We start from the raw sequence: 18,331 nt of genomic DNA on the forward strand, positions 1-18,331 counted from the left end.
GACGGGCTGGGCGGGCCCGGTGCGCTCAGTCCGTCCAGTACGTGTCGTGCCGGATGAAGAACTCGGTACGTTCCTCCGCACTCATCTGCGCGACCGTCCCGACCTTCTCGAAGTACTCCTCGCGCGGGGCGCCCGGCGCGAACAGGAGCAGCATCGAGGCGGCGGCGTCCGAGTCGTTGCGGAAGCCGTGCAGGCCACCGGTCGGGACATACAGGAAGTCGCCCTTCTCGGCCTCGATCCACTGCTCGCCGTTGTAGAGGCGGACCGTGCCGTCGAGGATGAAGAAGGTCTCGGAGATCGTGCGGTGGAAGTGGGTGCTCGGGCCGCCGGCGCGCGGCGCCATGTCGAGCCGGTAGAGCCCGAACTCACCCTGGGTGGACTCGGTGGTGGCCAGGTAGTGGGTCCGGCTGCCGTTCGGGGCGCTCAGCTCGGCCGGGGTGTCCGCCGGACGGAACACGGCGTTGATCTCGCCCTTCTCACCGAAGTACCTGGGCTCGGGGTACGACATGTACGGCTCCTCTTGATCGGGGTTCCGCGCCAACTGTGGCGCATTTGCGGCGTGTACGGGAGTCCGGGACCGGGGTCGGGCCCCCGACTCGTGTACGGGAGTCCCGGAGCGGGGCCAGGGCCCCCAACTCGTGTACGGGAGTCCCGGAGTGGAGTCAGGCCCCCGGTCGGTCACCCCCGAGAGCCGGCCGCCCGTCCCCACCGGAGCGGGCGGGACCGCAGCCGGTCACGTCAGAACGGTCCGCACCAGCGAGCGCGGCTCGGTCCCGGTGTCGTGCAGGTCGCGCAGCATCGGCTCCGCCTCGCGCGCCGCGCGCAGCCGTTCCGGGAGCAGGTCGGCGAAGACGAGCTCCTCGTCCGTGACACCGGCCTCGGCGACGACGCGCCCGTCCGGCCCCCACACCGCGCTGCTGCCGCAGGTACGCCAACCCCCGGTGACGCCGATGTGGTTGGCGAGGACGGCGTACACGGTGTTGTCGAAGGCGCGGGCCGGGAACCAGATCCGCGACTCGTGATACCCGTTGCCCTCGCTGAAGAGCGCGCCGACGACGTACGCGTGGCAGCCGTCGAGCGCCGCCGCGCGGGCGTGCTCGGGGAACCCGGAGTCGTAGCAGATCCCCAACCCGAGCCGCCAGCCGCCCACTTCGAGCGTGGCCCCGGCGTGCCCGTGCCGGTAGAACGCGCGCTCGGACTTGAACAGGGTCTGCTTGTCGTAGCGCCCGATGACCCCGGTGCCGTCGATGACGAGGGCCGAGACGCGCAGCTCGCCACCGTCCTGTACGGCGGCCCCCACGACGGCGGTGACCCCGCTCGCCCGGCAGGCCTCGGCTACGGGGGCGAGCCGGGGGTCGTCCGGCCGCACGGCACACCGCTCGGGGTCGGCCCGGATGAGCTCGGGCTCGTACCCGCTGAGGAACTTCTCGGGAAACACGACGACCCGGGCCCCGCCGTCCCCGGCGGCCCGGACCAGCCGCGCCACAACACCCGCGTTGACCTCGACCTCCCCCGAAGCGGCCTGCGCCTGAGCGGCGGCGATGCGGAGGGGCTGAGAGGGAAGCTCGAATTCGATCACGGACCTCGACCCTACCCGTGTGCCCGGGCGAGGTTCCGGCCGACTGAGTCCCCGGCAACGGCACCCTGAGGCCTGAGCCCTCAGAACTGTCCGTAACCGTCGGAAATGCAAGTAATGTCCCGCCGTGCCACGCTGGTCGAGGCCCGAGGAGCCGGGAAGAGCCCCGGCTTCCGCCCCCCTCACACCCCCTGTAGGAGAACCTCGATGGGCACCAAGGACCAGTTCAACGACAAGGCGCAGGAGCTCAAGGAAAAGGCCAAGCAGGCGATGGGCTCGAAGAAGGACGAGGCACAGGAGCGGACGCGCAAGGCCAAGGAGAAGAACCAGGAAGAGACCCGGCGCGCCCAGCAGGAAGCACAGGACCGCTTCGACCAGGACTACGACATCTGACGCGACGCCCTCCAGCCGGCCGAAGCGGCGCACCCGCGACACCGGGTGCGCCGCTTTCGCGCGCCCGGGGCCGGACTCGCGGGCAGGGGGCGGGTCTCACCAGCCTCTGCCCCTGGGGCCACTCCCCCGGTGTTTCAGTCCGCGCGCAGCTGCCGGACGTGGGCGGTGAGCCAGGCGGGGGCGATGACTTCGGGGTTGCCGTCGAGTGCGGCGGCTGCCCGGTCCAGGGCGTCCGCGGCGGCCTGCGGGACGTCGGGCAGGGCGCGGGCCGCCTCGGCCAGGGCGTGGGCCGCTGCCTCCTGGGGAGCTCCGGCGATCTGGAGGGCGGCCGAGGCGCGGTCGGCGGTGGCGGCGGCCTGGTCGCGGCGGCCGTCGCACCAGTACGCCCAGGCGAGGTTGAGCAGGCAGACACCCTCGGCGCGGGGGTTCTCCATCAGCGAGGCCTCGTGGAGGGCTTCTTCCAGTACCGAAGCGGACCGCTCCGGATCGTCGAGGGCGAGGAGGGCGACGCCCCGCGCGTTCAGCGCGTACGCGATCGCCTCCCGGCTGCCGGCGGCGCGGTAGGCGCGGGCCGTCTCGACGCCCGCGTCGGCGGCTTCCTGCCAGCGGCCGAGCGTGAGCAGGGCGGTGGTGCGGGCGTTGCCCGCCCGCGCGATGGTGAGCAAGTCGCCGCTCGCACGGGCGAGTTGGGTGAGGCGGTCGGCACCGGCCAGTGTGCTCTCGCCGTCGCGGCGGTAGCTGTGGGCGAGACTGAGGGAGAGCAGCGCGTGCACCTCGTGCTCGCTGTCGCCGAGCTCGTGCGCGAGGTCGGCGGCGCGGGCGAGCGGACCGACGGCGTCGTCAAGGCGGCCCAGCTGCCGCTGGGCGTCGCCGAGGCCGAACAGCGCGCTGCGCAGCGCGGGCCGGTCGTCCAGGCGCTCGGCGAGGGCCGCCGCTTCGGTGAAGAGCCCTACGGCCTGCTCCATCGGGCCGGCACTGAGCCGGGCGTGCCCGTAGGCGACGGTGTGGGCGAGACGTACCCGCTCGTCACCGATGTGCCCGTCGACGGCGAGGTGCATCGCGACCGCGGCGAGCACCGAGCCGTGCCAGACGAGCCATTCACTGATCTCGTTCAGCACCAGCGCGGCGCCGTCGTGGTCACCGGCACGCACCAGGTGGTCGAAACGCCGCTGCTGCGGCTGAAGGTCGTCCGGCGTCCGCCAGCTGCCGCGCGGCAGCGCCCGGCGCGCGTACCAGGATGCGATCCGCTGCTCCACTGCCTGCCTCCGGAAGGGGCCCTCCCGGGGGAACTGGTCGCGGGCGATGTCCGCGTCCAAGGGGTGCAGGGCCAGCGTACGGCGCACCCGGTCCACCGACACCAGGTGCATGCGGACCAGGGACGTGAGGATGGGGGCCACCCGCAGACCCGGGTCGAGTCCGGCGACGATCTCTTCGATCACCCGCTGCTCCACGGGAGTGCGCAGGGCGGCAAGGACGCCGAGGACGTCACGGGCCGGCTGATCGAGCCGCTCGTAGCGGTGCGCGGCGAGGTCGGCGACGACCGCGCCCCGCCGGGTGAAGTCCTTCAGTACGCCCCTGAGGGTGGGCAGCAGCACCGAGTCGTCGGCGACCGCGCCGACGAGGAGTTCCAGCGCGCGGGGAACGCCGTGGACGCGGACCGCCGCATCGAGCAGTTCCTCGTCGGACAGGTCCGCTATGCCGAGGCTGCCGTCCCGGTCGAGTTCGCGCAGCAGCGCGGCCGCCTCGGCCGGCTTCAGCCCCTCAGAGAGCTCCACATGGGCGGCGAAGCGCCGCAGTTCGGGCGCGAGGCGCACCGGGACCTGGCTGGTGACGAGGAGACGGGGGGCGGCGCGGACCCGGAAGAGGCAGTCGAGGAACATCGCGAGGCCCTGGTCGGCGATGCTGCCGTCGTCGTGGAGCAGGTCCTCCAGGTTGTCCAGGAGGATCACGACGAGCCGGTCGCCCATGGCCTCGAACAGTTCGGCCAGCCGGTCGCGCACCGAGGTGTCGGCGGTCCACAACGCGCGCAGCCGTGCTTCCTGGTCGGGGTCGAGCAGGTGGGCGCAGTCGAAGTAGAGACGTTCCAGGGAGATCCCGGACGTACGGGTGGAGAGGTTGACCAGGCCGTACGGGATCGGCCCCCGGGCGGGGCCGGGCCACTCGCCGCGGTCGAGCAGGTCCATGACCTTGGCGGCGAGCGCGCTCTTCCCGATCCCCCGCCGCCCGGTCACGGTCACCATGCGGACGGCCGGATCGCTCAAGTGCCGGGCGATCGCGTCGCGTTCGCCGGTACGGTTCTTGAACAGCTCGATGCCGTACGCGACGGGAACCCCGACCACCCGCACCCTGCCGCCGGCCCGCGCGGCGAGCGGCAGGGCCGCCGGGTCGGGGATCGCGAACAGCCGCGCGAGTTCGGCGCGGGGCTCGTCGCGGAGCTTGCGCAGGGCGTGGTCGAGCCGGACGGCGGTGAGCCGGCCGGCCCCCTCCGGACGGTGGTGTTCGGCGACCACACCGACGATGCGGCCGCCGGCCCACACCGCGGCGCCGGACATCCCCGCCCACGGCGAGGTGTCCGGGTCGGGGTCGGCACCGGCCGGTGCCACGGTCATCTCCAGCGTCCCGGTACGGAGGTTGGAGAGCGCCGCCACGGTGCCGTCCGCCTGGTGCAGCTCGCGGAAGTACCCTCCGTCGGGGCGGCGGCGCCGCTTCCACAGCGGGAACCCTGCCGCGTACACGTCGATCACGCCGTGGCGGTCGTCGGCGATCCGCCCAAATCGTGCTGGCTCAACGGCAGTTGGAACCCCATCCGGTGGCACGACGGTCAGCACCGCGAGGTCGTTCTCCTCGTCCGCCCAGACCACGGCCGCGGGAGCCGACCACTCTCCGGGCCGGTCGGCGTCGCACCGTACGCGTACATCGGCGGCGTCGGCGACCACATGGGCGGCGGTGAGGACCGCGATGCCGGAGATCCGGTAACCGGAACCGCGCCGCCTGCCATCGCCCGCTGCGACGATGATCTCGGCGATCCGGTGCGGGTCGAGCCCGGGCCCGTCGGCCGCCGGGTCAGTCTTCATCAGGCAGTTCGACGCCCGAGATCAGCGCGGGCCTGTCGGGTGCGTCGCCGCTCACCGGCCGCAGGACGAGCGTGATCCGCTGCATGACGGTGTTCGCGCTGCGCGCGCTGGCGCCGACGTCGAACACCCAGAACCGCACCTTGGCCCCCGGCTCGCGGCTCCGCTCCACGCCTACCGTGAGTTCGAGTTCGAGCCGCTCCGCCTGGAAGCGCAGCGCGTCGCCGTCCCCGGCCGCCATCGCCCGGCCCAGCTCGTGCCGCAACTGGGCGATCATGTCCGCCAGTTCCACCGCGTCGTCCACCTGCGGATCCCCCGTCCCACACCGACCGGCCAATGCGCGCCGATCCTACCCAGCCCTGGTCAACTACAGGCAGCGGAAGCCGAGTTCGGCCAGTCCTGGCCTGAAGGGGCCTAAAGGCGCTCTCATCTCCTTCGCGACTTGGGGGCATAACGCAGCAGCACGACGTCGCCGATCGGGCGCGCCTCCAGGAGTTTCATACGGGAGGCGGGACCCCCGGGATACGACGCCGGGGCCAGGAACTTCGGTGCGGCGGCTTCGCCCACGAGCAGTGGGGCGATGACCAGATGGAGTTCGTCGGCCAGATTCTGCGCCAGGAACTGGGTGTGGATCGTGCCGCCCCCTTCTACGAGGAGCCTGTGCACACCGCGCCGACCGAGCTCGTCCAGGACCAGGGGCCAGTCGAGTACGGGGCCGGTGCTGACGACATCGGCGAGCGCGCCCAGGGCCCGACGGGCCGTGTGCACGGCTCCGTCCACCGTGAAGACCAGCTTCTCGCCTCCGCAATGCCAGAACGGCAGACCGGCGTCCAGCTCACCGGACCCGGTGACCGTGACCTTCAGCGGATGCTCCGGCTTACCGGCGGCGATGCGCTGTGCGCGCCGTTCGGCGCTCTTCACCAGCAGGCGCGGGTTGTCCTTGCGCAGGGTGGTGGCTCCGATGAGGACGGCGTCGGCCGCGGCGCGTTCGCGGTCGACCCGGTCGAGGTCCCGGTCGTTGGAGAGTACGAGCCGCTCGCGGGCGGTGTCGTCCAGGCGGAAGTCCACGGAGACGGCGGCCGACAGCAGCACGTACGGGCGTATGGCCATGGCGGGGGCGATCAGAGCGCGCGGCGGTAGCTCGCCCACGCGATGTGCGACTCGTGGAGCTTCACCGCAATACCGGCCAGCTCACGGGCGCCCTCGCCCAGCGCACCCTCGTGGATGCGGTCGGCGAGGCGGTCCGCGATGACCTTGGCCAGGAACTCCGTGGTGGTGTTGGTCCCGGCGAAGTCGGGGTCTTCGTCAAGGTTCCGGTAGGACAGCGCGGCGACGATCCCGCGCAGCTCGGTGGCGGCCAGCGCCATGTCGACAACGACGTTGTCGGCGTCCAGCTCCGCACGCTGGAAGGTGGCGTCGACCAGATACGTCGCCCCGTGCAGGCGCTGCGCGGGTCCGAAGACCTCGCCGTGAAAACTGTGGGCGATCATGAGGTGCTCGCGAACCGTGACGGTGAACAAGACTTCTCCGGGAGATCGGTGTCGGGACGGGTCGGCGGTGCGGGTGCGGACGGGTCGGCGGTGCGGGTCGGGACGGGTCGGCGGTGCGGGTCAGTGGGAATCGATCAAATCGATCAACGGGAGTCGTAGCGGATGCGGTGGCAGAGTCCGGGCAGTCGGCCCGTGGCGATCTCGGCCATGGCCTGCGGGAGTTGGTCGAAGTCGGATTCGCCGGTGATCAATAGGTCGAAGAGCGGGTCCCGCAGGAGATCGAGCGCCAGGCCGAGCCGGTCCGCGAGCGTGTGACGCCCGCGCCGTGTCGGCGGGATGGCGCCCACCTGACTGCTGCGGAGCACTAGGCGCCGGGAGTGGAAGAACTCGCCGAGCGGAAGAGCTATCGGCTGGTCGCCGTACCAGCTCAGATCCACCACGGAGCCCTCGGGGGCGAGGAGTTCCAGAGAGCGGACGAGTCCGGCCTGGGTGGCGCTGGCGTGGAAGACGAGATCGCAGTCGTCCGCGGCCTGTGCGGGGTCGGCGAAGGCCACTCCGAGCGCGGCGGCGAACTCCGCGCGGGCCGGATCGACGTCCACGAGTTGCACGTGGAGGCCGGGAAACCGGGCCAGCAGCGCGGCGACGCAGGAGCCGACCAGGCCCGCGCCCACCACCGCGATGCGGTCTCCGATACGCGGTGGCGCGTCCCACAGCGCGTTGAGCGCCGTCTCGACGATGCCGGCGAGCACGGCGCGCTCCGGCGGCACCGCTTCGGGGACTGGTGTGAGGGCTTCGGCCGGGACGGTGAAACGATTCTGGTGGGGGTACAGGCAGAAGACGGTCCGGCCGACCAGCCGGGCCGGCCCCGCCTCGACCTGGCCGACGTTGAGGTAGCCGTACTTGACGGGCCCGGGGAAGTCGCCTTCCTGGAAGGGGGCGCGCATGGCCGCGTACTGGCTGGCAGGAACTCGTCCGTTGAAGACCAGCGATTCCGTGCCGCGGCTTATGGCGGAGTACAGGGTCCGGACTACGGCCTCGCCGTCAGCACCCTCGCCCCGCCTGGGCGGGCGGGCAGGCAGGCAGGCAGGCAGGCAGGCAGGCAGGCAGGGGAAACGATCTCACCCTGTCCCGGGGTAACGACCCAGAAGGAACGTATGGGGCCCTGCACGACCGATCCTCTGCTAGGGGCGATCCGCCTGGGGACCGTCGAGCGGTGTGGGTCTCCGGCGCCAAGTGACCGCGCGGGCCGCGATGTTGCCCTCACGGCTCCGGCGCCGTTGCCCCTCGGGAGGCGAGGAGTTCCCGCGATCCTAGACGATCACCTCGCGGGATTCAGGGGCAGGAGACGTACCGGAGCCTTGGCGCCGGGCGAGAGATCACCAGCAAATTCGCCCCGCACCCGGGCGATGTCCAGTTCGGGCGTTCCATCGTCCCGCAGGTTGCCGATGCCCCACAGCGTGCACAGCACCCCGCCACCGGGGATCGGAGTGCGCCCGAACGTCTCACCGACCGGGACGACATCCATGCGCCGATCACGGACCGGCGGCACAGCGCCCTCTCCTGGCGGCCGCACATCGCTAGGGTTGGCTTCATGACCGCACTGCCCGACTGGATGCGCCCGCCGCGCGCGGAAGGCTGGTTCGCGGAGGACCTGGACAGCCTCCCCGAGGCGCCGCGCCACACCGAGCTGATCGACGGAGCCCTCGTCTTCATGATGTCCCCGCAACGGTCGTGGCACGGCCGCCTCGTCACTGGGCTCACCGTGGCACTCATGGCTCAGGCCCCCGACGGCATCGAAGTCGAGCGGGAGATGACCATCCGCCTCGACGCCCGCAACCGCCCCGAGCCGGACCTGCTCCTGACCACCGCCTCATACGACGCCGACCGCACGTGGTTCGCCCCCGAGGACGTACGGCTCGTCATCGAGGTCGTCTCTCCCGAGTCCGCCCACCGGGACCGCACCGTAAAGCTCCGCAAGTACGCGGAGGCCGGCATCCCGCACTACTGGTGCATCGAGGACGAGGTCGGAGCGCCCGTCGTCCATGTATACGAGCTTGACGAACCGACCCACACCTACGCACCCGCCGGCATCTTCCGAGGCTCGCTCCAGCGCCCGGTGCCCTTCGACATCAGCCTCGACCTGGACAAACTGGCACCGCCCCGCAGCAGCTAAAGCCGGCACCAAGTCGGCACGGGAACACAAAAGGGGCCGCACTCGTCAGAGTCCGACCCCTTTCGACCTGCACAGTTGATCAATTTTCCAGCATGCAGTAGATGTGATTACAGATTGAAGCGGAGTATCCAGCAAGGTCCACCCGCGGAAACGCCCGCTTCGATCAAGCCCTCCGGGCACCGCCCCGGCACGGGACCGTCAATCCAGCACGGACGACTCGGCGGTCAGTAGTGATAGCGCGCCGCGAGGATCACGATCTCCTTGCCCGTGACCAAATAGACAAGGCGGTGCTCGTCGTCGATCCGCCTCGACCACGCCCCGGGCAAGTGGTACTTCAGTGGCTCGGGCTTGCCGATCCCCGTGAAGGGGTCACGCTTGACGTCCTCGATGAGCTTGTTGATCCGAGCGAGTATCTTGCGGTCGTTCTTGAGCCAGGACGTGTAGTCCTCCCAGCCCTGATCCTCGAAGACAAGTCTCACACGGCACCCGCAGCAGGATCCGCCGCATCCGGGTCGATCAGCTCGCGCTCCGACACATTGACGTTGCCCAGAGCGTTCTCGTACGCCTTGAGCAGCCGCCGCGCGTTCGCAGGCGAGCGCAGGAGATACGAGCCCTCGCGCAGCGCCGCATAGTCCTCGGCCGAGACGAGTACGGCGTTGCCATGCTTGGAGACGATCTCAATGGCCTCGTGATCGTCGTTGACCTTCTTGATCAGCGGAAAGAGCACCTTGCGGGCTTCGCTCGCACTTATGGACATGACCTGACCCTTTCCATCAAGTGGTACCTAATAACGTACCACTCCCGGCGCCCTCAGCGCCGATCCAGCACCATCGAGATTGATCGAGCACACCCGCAAGCGCATCCGCGTCTACGGCACCACCCGCAAGGAAGCCCTCGCCAAGCTCACCGAGAAGATCGCCGCCAGCAACCGCGGGGTCCCCGTCCCGTCCGCGCAGGGCAGCTTGGCTGCGTACCTGACGTACTGGCTGGAGAACGTCGCAGTCCACCAGCTCCGCGAGAACACCCACACCCGCTACACCGCCGTCGCCCGGCTCTACCTCATCCCCGGCCTCGGACGGAAGAAGCTCGCCAAGCTCACCGCCAAGGACGTCCGCACCTGGCTCAACCACCTCCGCACCACCTGCCAGTGCTGCTCGCGCAGCCTCGACGCTGCCCGTGACCAGCCCGTCTGCTGTGCCGCTGGAACGTGCTGCTTCAGGCGCCTCTCGCTGCTGACCCTGACCTACGTGCACTCCGTACTCAAGTCCGCCCAGCACGCCGTGCGCGAGGAGGAGATCCCGCGCAACGTCGCCCGCAATGTCCGGACCGGCACACCACGGCCCCGCCGTTTCGAGCCCCTCACCGCCGAGGAGGCCCGCGAGTTCCTGGCCGCGACCAACGACCATCGGCTGAGCACCCTGTTCGAACTGGCCCTGCGTACCGGGCTCCGCAAGGGCGAACTCCTCGGCCTGCGCTAGGAAGACCTCGACCTCGCCAGCGGAACCGCCAGCATCTGCCGCACCCTCCAACGCACCAACTCCAGCGGCCTGACCGCCCTCCCGACCAAAACCCAGAGCTCCGAACGACGCATCGCCCTGCCGACACCGTGCCTGCACTCCCTCGAACAGCACCGCAACCGACAGCGCCAGGAACGCGAAGCAGCAAGCAAAAGCTGGCAGAACAGCGGCTACGTCATCACCCGGCCCAACGGCGCCCCGATCGAAGGAGCCACCCTCACCCGGCACTTCAACACCCTGCTCCACCGGGCCAGACTCCGCCGCATCCGGTTCCACGACCTCCGCCACTCGACCGCGACCCTCCTCTTGGAGCAGGGCGTCGAACTCGTCGTGATCAAGGAACTCCTCGGCCACGCTCACATCGGCGTCACCGCTACGGTGTACGCCCACGTCCGGCTCCGCCTCCAACGCGACGCCATCGACCTCCTCGGCCACGCCCTCCGCAACCCCGCCGAGATCACCGGCAAGCCCGACGACAGCGACGAACCACCCCTCTGCGCCTCGCCCGTCCAATGACCTTGCCGTCAACTACTGCCGTCAGACACCACTACGGCCCCACCGGGCTCATCCGGTGGGACCGAAATAGTTTCGCATTTAACCAGAAATTTACGCCTCATCTGACGAGAACGACACAGTGTCTGCCCATTCCCAAAAAGCCCGAGATGCAGCCTCTTCACGTTCGAGGAGGCCGATAAGACTAGCGACGTCAGCGCCAATTGGAACGTCGATTGCAGCATGCCTATCGCCACTCCACTCGCTCAACAGGCCGAGCCGCGAAATTTCAAAATCAAACTCCCTCGCCACGCTTGAAACGTCCGGCGTTTCCAACAGGAAAACCCGCAAAACTCTCCGCCCGGACTTGCGGACCAGTCGGGTAACGGTGGTGCCGTCCGGAGAAAGAGTGACGATATCGCCGAGAGAAACACCATAAACCCGAAACGGGATGCAGCATAGCTCAAGCGAACCACCTTCAAGCCTCTTGAGCCAAAGCTGTTCCACCTCCCCTTCCAAACCGAACGGCGCGAGATCAGCCCGTGCGATGTAGTCGCTGTCTCCCCGACGAACCGGGCTCTCATGGACGATGAACTTCATGCGGCGCTCCAGGTCGAAGCCGGATGGAAGGTGACTGCAGTCCCACGCAGTCTAGGCGGTCGGGCGAAGGGACAATGACGCCCCCTGCCAACGAGATGGCCCGCGACGGCTGCTCTTCATTCCAGCCGTCGCGGGCCATCTCTCACCTACACACTTCTAGGGCGGTGTCATCCTCGAAGGCCACCACGGCGGCGGCCAGGAGCCAGTGTAATTGGGTGGGGGATTCAATGGAGCCAATCGATCCCTCTTGGAGCTATTACAGAATGTGCAAGCCGGTGTGGTGTTTGCATCGGTTAGGTCACCGCCACCGATCCTAGGCTCAACGTGGTCAATTGCCGTTGCCGGATTCGTCCGGCAATACGAACACAACGGTGCGGTCGTCCCAGGAGCCGCATTCTTCCCCACGTCGTAATCCTTGAGGAGGCTCGGCGGAATCCTCTTCCCAGCCCCAGCGCCACCACTCGAACCAGCTGGGATATCGTAAATCGGCTCACCATTCACACCGCAACCAATCGGAGAATTGGTGTTGTGAACCAGAACAGGCGTGGTGCCAGCGAGTACATAGTACGTGTGGATCCGGTCAACAGTGAGGTTGTACGTGACGACCGCATCGCGGTAATTGCGGACCTTGACGACGGTGATCAGGGACCCGTCGCGCTGACGGAGTTGCTCGCCGGTCTTGAGGTTTGCCGCGTCGACCCACTGCTTGCGGGTTGCATCCCAGTACGGGTGGTGCTGGGTGGACGTGATGGTCTTGTCGCCGGCGGTCGTGTGGACCGTGGTGTCCGTGAAGTCCTTGTCCGTCCGCGTGACGATGACGTCGGTGACCTTCTCCGGCCGGGTCGTGTTCATCAGCGGGTCGGTGGCCTGGACGGTGTCGCCGGTCTTCACCTGGCTGATCGGGACGGCCGTACCGTCGGCCAGCAGGACGGTCGTCGAGGCCGGGAAGCTGTTGGCAGAGCCGCAGCCGCTCGTCGATCCGGATTCCGCCTCGCTGCTCGCGGCGCCTTCGGCCCGGCTGCTCGCCTCGCTGGCTGCTGCCCCTGCCCCGGCTTCCCCCTCGCCACCGGACTTACTGAAGGCCTTGGCGGTCTTGGCGGCGGCACCGATGACGGCGGCACCGGCGCCCACCGCAGCCAGCGCCTCACCACCTGCCCCGACGGCGGCCCCGACCACTGCCGCGGTCGCCCCGAATTCGGCCCCTGCGGTGAAGCCTTCGGCTGCGGCCAGCAGCACGCCGGCACAGGCTCCGGCCGTTGCGGCGACGCAGCCCACGACGACTGCTACGACCACCACGGTGACGGCGATCGCCACAGCATGGTCGGAGACCCAGTCGACCGTCTTGTTCCACCAGTGCTTCTTCTTCGGCTTGGGCGGCTTCGGTGTGCTGGGTGGATCGAGGTTGTAGACCGTCCCGGTCGTCTGCGTGTACGACGCGTACGAGTCCTCGCTCCTGGTTTCCGGCGTGGATGTCCGGTGGCAGATCTCCGGGTCGAAGTCGCAGCTGCTGAGCCCCGTGGGGTCGGTGGCGTTGACCGGAGTGTTGTCCGCGTACGCGTAGCCGTTGATGGACTGCGGGTCCGTCGGCTGGAAGAGCGGGTCGACCGAGAGGAAACGGCCCAGGTTCGGGTCGTACTCCCGCGCACCCAGATTGGTCAGCCCCGTATCGGCATCGACCGTGCCGCCCACGAAGCCCTTGTCGCCGGGCCAACTGCCTGATGACACAGTGCTGTTGCGGCTCTGGCCGAAGGGCGTCATCGGACGGCGCTGGGCCGCCAGGGTGGCGGAGTCCAGCGCGACGTTGTCCGTGCCGTGCGGGTCCGAGGCCAGGTAGGTCAGGCGGCCGTCCGTGGTGCGGGCGACCGTCAGGCCGCCGGGGACGCTGTAGTAGCGGGTGGCCGATGTCGTGTTGTCGGCCTTCTTGAGGACGACCTCAGTTCCGGGCAGGTAGAGCGTGGTGGTCGTCGAGTCGTGACGCAGCAGTTGGTTGCCGTCGGCGTCGTACACGAAGTCGGTGCCGGTGCTCGTCTGGGTCTTGGTGACGGTGTCGAGCTTGCCCTCGTCGGTCCAGGTGAAGTTCTGGGTGCCGCCGCCGGTGGTGTGGGCGGTGGTGTTGCCCGTGGTGTCGTAGCCGAAGGTGTCGGTGCTGGTTCCAGCGGCCTGGCTGGTCGTCGTCATGGACTGCACCGCGTGCGGGTGCGGCTGCCCGGGCGCCGGGTACGTCTGCGTGTGTGTGGTGTCCTTCGTGGCGTCGCCCGTCACGTCGTGGTCGACTTCGCTGGTGCGGTTGCCGGTCGGGTCGTAGCCGTAGGACTGCCAGTACGGGTTGGGACCGCCGAGGTTCGCGGCGCTCGGCGTGCTGTTGGTGCAGCCGCCGATCCCAGCGGCCTTGGGGGACGGCGCGGTGGTGGTGGCGCCCTTGTCGGTCCAGGCCTCGGTCAGGCGGTTGAGGTAGTCGTAGGTGAAGCACTGGGTGTCGGTCTGCCCGGTGTCCTGGACATCGGACGCGGACGTCACCGCGCCGGACGGCGTGTAGGTGTAACTGGTGACGTCCGCCGAGGTGGTGGTCCCGGTCTCCTTGTCCAGCGTCGACTTGAGCACCCGTCCGGTGGCGGGGTCGTAGCTGTTGGTCAGCGCGACCTGCTTGGGGACGTCCCCGACGGTGGTGCGCTGCACCTGGCCGAACGGGGTGTACTGCATGTCGGTGATGTAGTCGGCGTCGCCGCCGACCAGGAGGGGCTGTCCGGCGATGTTGTAGGCGTAGTAGACCGTCTCCGCCTTCAGCCCGCCGGCCGCCGCCATCGTGGTGTTGTCGACCAGGCCTGTGTTGGGTTCGTACGCCGTCTTCGTGGTGTACGTGCCGCCCAGGTTGCCCTCGGACGAGGGGATGGTGACGGTGTTACCGGTGGGCCGGTATGCGGGGTCGTAGCCGATGACGGCGTTCGTGTAGGCGTTGCCGCTGGAATAGCGGGTGGACGACGTCGGGTAGCCCTTGGCGAGCGTGTCGTACGTCCACGAAGCCAGCTTGGTGCCGCCGGTTGATCCCGTGAACTCGGCTGTTTTGCGACCGATTTCGTCATAGGTGTAAGCCAGCGTCTTGCCGCGGCCGTCCGTGGTCGAGGTGACCCGGTCGGCGTCGTCGTAGGTGTACGTCGTGGTGCCGGTGTCCGGGTCGGCGCTGCTCGCCTTGCGGCCGCGCTGGTCGTACGTGGTGCTCCACTTGTTGCCCGAGCCGTCGGTCACCAGGTCCTGCAGGCCCGCCGCGTTGTAGTGGTAGTGCGTGGTGTCGGCCGCGCCGGTGGGTGTGGGCCCGTGGTACTGCACGAGGGCGGTGGTGTGTCCCCGCGCGTCGGTGATGGTGCTGGTCGCCGAGGCTCCCTGCGGCGGGGCGATGTCGGTCTGGTCCGCACCCGGGTAGGCGGTGGCGGAGCGCCACTGCTCATTGCCCAGACTGGAGAGGGTCCGCGCCGTCGGCCGGCCCATGCCGTCGTAGAAGGTGCCGGTCTGGGACGGCACATCGGCGTCGTTGACGACGTAGAGCGTGGTGCCGGGGTTCGTCGCGTTGAAGTAGGGCGCGTTGCTCTTCACGGTCCAGCCGTGGCTGTCGTAGAACGTGTCGGATATCAGTCGGCCGGAGCCACCGTCACCGCTACTCGCCTGCTCCTGACGCAGGCGGAGCAGGCCGTCGTAGAGCTTGTAGTCGAACGCGTACGATTCGTCCTCGCGCAGCGTCTGGACGGTCACCAGGCTGGGAGTGGCGTTGTTGAGGGAGTACGAGAACTTCTTGTTGGGGGTCTTGGTCGCCTTCGGCCGCCCCGGCTCCCACACGGCGGAGATCCGTCCGAGCGGGTCGTAACCGACGTCCGTGACACGTCCGTTGGGGTCCGTGGTGGTCAACGGGACGGCCCGCAGCGGGTCGTATGTCGTGGTGCTCTGCCAGCCGGTGGTGGCCGGGGCGATCGCCGGCTGTGTGCTGGTGACGGAGTTCGGCAGGGCGCCGGTGGCCGGCGTGTAGGCCGTGGAGGTCTTGGCGCCGAGCGCATTGGTCACGCTCGTGGTGCGCCCGTACGTGTCGTACGTCGTGGTGCCCACCGTTTTGAACTGGGCGGTGCCGGAGGCGTCGTAGTGGTCGAGGACCTGGGTGGAGGTGACGTCCCCGGTCGTGCCCAGGGCGCCGAAGGCCTTGCTGTCGTACAGGTTGCGGTTGTCCGAGATGGTGTTGGACGAGTCCGGGGTGGTGGCGCAGCCGCCGGTGACCTTGATGACCTCGGAGGGGAAGGCAAGCATGTTCGCCGTGGCGTTTTCGGCGTAGCTGGTCTTGGTGCAGGTCTCGGGGGTCGCGGCGGTGCCGTCACCCTTGTCGTCCACGTTCGCGATGCGGCCCTGGGCGTCGTAGGTGTTGTCGATCTCCGTCGTACGCCAGGTGTGGTCGGCCAGCAGGGCCCGCTGGTGGACCGCGGCGGTGCCGCTCATCCGGGCGGTGAGGTCCGGCAGCCCCGTCTGCTTGTGGGTCGCCGTAATCTGCCCGCCCCAGGGATCATTGAGGGTGGCCGCCAGCAGTGTCCCGCCGATCACGTCGTAGGAGCGGGTCTCACGGGCGAAGCCGGCTAGCTGGTCATCGTCGGCGAGCGCGCCACCGGTGGCGTCGGTGACGGACACCGACCGCTTGGAGCCGTCGGCCAGCACATCGCCGTTCATGCCGCGCATGAAGAGGGTGGAGGACTGGGTGAGGGTTTCCGGGGCCGCGCCGGTGTGGGTGACCACTTCCCCGTAGCCGCGGAACTGCCCCCAGGTCCGGTTCTTCGGGTCGATCAGTTCCTCGTCGTCGTGGTGCCAGGCGGCGCCGCCCAGGTACTCGTACGACGTGGACTTGGTGGCCGCGCCGATTCCCGTCTTGTCGACCTCGGTGACCTGTTGGACGAGGTACTTGTGGAACCAGTCGAGCGTCGGGTCACTGGCGCCCTGCGGTGTCCAGTAGACCGGGTAGCAGGCCTTGGTGTTGCTGTCAGGGGAGGCGGGCATGTTGCTGCCGGCCACGCACTCCGTGTCCTTGTAGAGGATGTTGATCTGTCCGCCGGACTCGGTGTTGATCGAGTGGACCCGGTAGCGGAAGATCGGCGGGATGTTGTCGACCGCGCCCACGCGATTGGCGAGTTGCTGCCCCATGAAGGTGACGGCGGGGAGCTGCGTCGTACCGCCGTCGTTGCCGGTGTGGGTGATCGACGCGAGCCATAGACCAGGCTTGTTGCTGTCTCCCGACGGCGGGAACTGGTGGGTGAAGGTGAAGGTGTCGGCGGTGGAGTAGGCCGTGCCGACCAGGACCTGGGTGGTGATGGACGTCAGCCGCTTGGTGGTCCAGAACGACGGCGAATGGTTGGCGCAGGTGCCCGTTGAGGGGCAGTTCTGGTCGAACGGCACGTCCGGCCAGTGGCTCGCATTCGCCGTCGACAGCAGGTTGGACGCGCAGGTGAACGTCGAGTCGGGGATGCAGCGCTCGGCGGTGGTGAACACCACCTGGGCCGCCGCCTTCTTGCCCGCCACCGCATCCGGGAGCTGCTGTCCGTAGGCGATGGTGTTGAGGTAGCCACCGCGGATGTACGGCGTGAGGGTGTTGGTGGTGCCCCGGGAGTAGTAGTTGGACTCGGTGCTGTAGGAGTACGTGGTGACGTTCTGGTTGGGGTCCACCACGAAGTCCAGGGACCAGTGCCAGGCCTGCTGGCACCAGGAGGCATCGAAAGTCGTCCCGTGGCAGGGCTCTCCCGGATCGTTGCCGAAGACCGGTGCCGTCCAGGCCGAGTTGGTCGCGGGCGTGGTGGTACTGCCCGGAGTGTGGTTGAGGCCGAAGTAGTACTGCGTGCCGTTGGTCGCGGTGATGCGCCAGTACTCACCGTTCTGGGCGCCGTTCGCGGCACCGGTCAGATGCTCGACCCGGCTGCCGTCATCGCTGCCCTCGCGCCACGTGCCGGTGGCGTCGTCCTTCACCAGTTTGACCGAGCGGCCGCCGAGCTGGAGCGTCGCGTTGTCGACCGACCAGCAGTTGTCGCCGACCGTGTTGGGCTGCCCGTCCTTCGAACACGGCTTGTACGAGCGCTCGATGTAGCCGGACTGATAGTCCCAGCCGTCGCCGATCCACGACGGCTGGTTGTTGGTGGCGGCGGTGCGGCCGTCCACGCTGGAGGAGTCGTACGACAGGGACACGGCGGGTGCCGAGCCGCCGAGCGGCGGGGGCACGGCGATCGGATATGACCATGTGAAGTCGCCGGTGGAGGTTCCGGCACTCCAACTGCCCGACGGGGCAAGGGTGGTGGCCGCATAGGTGCCGCCCGCACCGGCGGGCGCCGCGGTGGCGGCCAGCACCATGGACTGTACGGCCGCCGAGTCGGCCTGAGCCGGGCTGTCGGCAACGGCCGCCTTCAGCCCGGACGGCGCGGACATGCCTGACGTGGCGGCGGGGAGCGTGACGTCGGCGACCAGGCGGTGGTGCGTGAAGTCGTTGTGGAACGCCACCGGCTTGGGGGTGCGGCAACGGGGTGTGTCCGGCGTCGTCAGCGCGCACGCCGGCAGCTCTACGAGCCTCAGCCGTGAGGTGTAGTCACCGCCGTACGCGTCGGCGAACCCCGAGTAGTCCAAGCCGAAGGAGACCTTGCCGTCCCGGCCCGCCGAGGCGTTGTTGGCCAGAGCCACCAAAGCGCCGTTGACACCGGCCCGTTGGGCGGCGGTGTGTGCGGCAACCGTGACGGTGACCTTGTCAGGGGTCCGACCGTCGGACGGCGTGGTCGGGTGCCGCTTGTCGAGGGAGCCGGGGCCACTGATCCAGACCGGGGTGCCGGCCACGTGCGGCGGCCCCGGCTCGGTCCGGAAGGGATTGGGGGCGAGCGCGCCTCCCGAAGTCATCGGGGACGCGGGGGCGTTGGCCGCGGCGGGATTCACCTGCACCCGGGCCGGCAGGGGCCAAGCCACGGAAGGCGTCTCGGGCGCGGCCGCAGCCGGTCCGGCCGATTTCGATGCGGACTGCCGCT

Annotated in this window: 14 protein-coding genes and 1 pseudogene; 3 read left to right on the plus strand and 12 right to left on the minus strand. The window is 69.1% G+C overall.

The genetic code is table 11. The features are described 5' to 3' along the window. Window positions 1-25 precede the first annotated feature (25 nt). Window positions 26-508 carry a cupin domain-containing protein gene (locus tag ACIBK6_RS29360; protein WP_399054429.1) on the minus strand — a complete coding sequence of 161 codons (483 nt, stop codon included), beginning with the start codon at window positions 506-508 and terminating at the stop codon, window positions 26-28. A gap of 225 nt (window positions 509-733) precedes the next feature. Next, entirely contained in the window at window positions 734-1,579 is an 846-nt protein-coding gene (locus ACIBK6_RS29365) for a carbon-nitrogen hydrolase family protein (RefSeq protein ID WP_399054430.1), read from the minus strand. A 204-nt stretch (window positions 1,580-1,783) separates the two neighbouring features. Here ACIBK6_RS29365 and ACIBK6_RS29370 point away from each other — a divergent pair, with 204 nt between their 5' ends. Beyond that, window positions 1,784-1,969, plus strand: a complete 186-nt coding sequence (locus tag ACIBK6_RS29370; protein WP_399054431.1) for a hypothetical protein — start codon at window positions 1,784-1,786, stop codon at window positions 1,967-1,969. A gap of 134 nt (window positions 1,970-2,103) precedes the next feature. Here ACIBK6_RS29370 and ACIBK6_RS29375 read toward each other — a convergent pair whose 3' ends face one another. From ACIBK6_RS29375 to ACIBK6_RS29400, 6 genes are all read right to left on the minus strand, one after another. Next, a complete protein-coding gene (locus ACIBK6_RS29375; protein WP_399054432.1) occupies window positions 2,104-5,043 on the minus strand; it encodes a trypsin-like peptidase domain-containing protein in 2,940 nt (979 codons plus the stop codon). Further along, the gene (locus ACIBK6_RS29380; RefSeq protein ID WP_399054433.1) at window positions 5,033-5,344 is read right to left on the minus strand and encodes a trypco2 family protein; all 312 of its coding nucleotides are present in this window, start codon (window positions 5,342-5,344) and stop codon (window positions 5,033-5,035) included. The genes ACIBK6_RS29375 and ACIBK6_RS29380 overlap by 11 nt, the downstream gene beginning before the upstream one ends. Window positions 5,345-5,466: 122 nt before the next feature. Then, the gene (locus ACIBK6_RS29385) at window positions 5,467-6,150 is read right to left on the minus strand and encodes a RibD family protein (RefSeq protein WP_399054434.1); all 684 of its coding nucleotides are present in this window, start codon (window positions 6,148-6,150) and stop codon (window positions 5,467-5,469) included. A gap of 11 nt (window positions 6,151-6,161) precedes the next feature. Continuing rightward, on the minus strand, window positions 6,162-6,560 hold the full coding sequence (locus ACIBK6_RS29390; RefSeq protein ID WP_399054435.1) for a 6-pyruvoyl trahydropterin synthase family protein: 399 nt from the start codon (window positions 6,558-6,560) through the stop codon (window positions 6,162-6,164). A gap of 113 nt (window positions 6,561-6,673) precedes the next feature. Further along, the gene (locus ACIBK6_RS29395; RefSeq protein WP_399054437.1) at window positions 6,674-7,474 is read right to left on the minus strand and encodes a zinc-binding alcohol dehydrogenase; all 801 of its coding nucleotides are present in this window, start codon (window positions 7,472-7,474) and stop codon (window positions 6,674-6,676) included. A gap of 374 nt (window positions 7,475-7,848) precedes the next feature. After that, window positions 7,849-8,055 carry a hypothetical protein gene (locus ACIBK6_RS29400; protein ID WP_399054438.1) on the minus strand — a complete coding sequence of 69 codons (207 nt, stop codon included), beginning with the start codon at window positions 8,053-8,055 and terminating at the stop codon, window positions 7,849-7,851. Window positions 8,056-8,121: 66 nt separating this feature from the next. Here ACIBK6_RS29400 and ACIBK6_RS29405 point away from each other — a divergent pair, with 66 nt between their 5' ends. Next, window positions 8,122-8,703: a Uma2 family endonuclease gene (locus ACIBK6_RS29405; RefSeq protein WP_399054439.1), complete on the plus strand. Its 582-nt coding sequence runs from the start codon at window positions 8,122-8,124 to the stop codon at window positions 8,701-8,703. Window positions 8,704-8,927: 224 nt separating this feature from the next. Here ACIBK6_RS29405 and ACIBK6_RS29410 read toward each other — a convergent pair whose 3' ends face one another. Beyond that, window positions 8,928-9,182, minus strand: coding sequence for a Txe/YoeB family addiction module toxin (locus tag ACIBK6_RS29410; RefSeq protein ID WP_399054440.1), 255 nt, complete (start codon window positions 9,180-9,182; stop codon window positions 8,928-8,930). Continuing rightward, the gene (locus ACIBK6_RS29415; RefSeq protein ID WP_399054441.1) at window positions 9,179-9,460 is read right to left on the minus strand and encodes a type II toxin-antitoxin system Phd/YefM family antitoxin; all 282 of its coding nucleotides are present in this window, start codon (window positions 9,458-9,460) and stop codon (window positions 9,179-9,181) included. The genes ACIBK6_RS29410 and ACIBK6_RS29415 overlap by 4 nt, the downstream gene beginning before the upstream one ends. 88 nt (window positions 9,461-9,548) lie before the next feature. On the opposite strand from ACIBK6_RS29415, the pseudogene ACIBK6_RS29420 reads away from it, so the two are divergent. Next, window positions 9,549-10,736, plus strand: a pseudogene (locus tag ACIBK6_RS29420) (tyrosine-type recombinase/integrase); the annotation flags it as partial. Between the two features lie 90 nt (window positions 10,737-10,826). Here ACIBK6_RS29420 and ACIBK6_RS29425 read toward each other — a convergent pair. Next, a complete protein-coding gene (locus ACIBK6_RS29425; RefSeq protein ID WP_399054442.1) occupies window positions 10,827-11,312 on the minus strand; it encodes a DUF4265 domain-containing protein in 486 nt (161 codons plus the stop codon). 156 nt (window positions 11,313-11,468) lie between these two features. Next, window positions 11,469-18,272: an RHS repeat-associated core domain-containing protein gene (locus ACIBK6_RS29430; RefSeq protein WP_399054443.1), complete on the minus strand. Its 6,804-nt coding sequence runs from the start codon at window positions 18,270-18,272 to the stop codon at window positions 11,469-11,471. Window positions 18,273-18,331: the final 59 nt, after the last annotated feature.

Source organism: Streptomyces sp. NPDC050485, from assembly GCF_044458185.1.
Classification (GTDB): Bacteria; Actinomycetota; Actinomycetes; order Streptomycetales; family Streptomycetaceae; genus Streptomyces.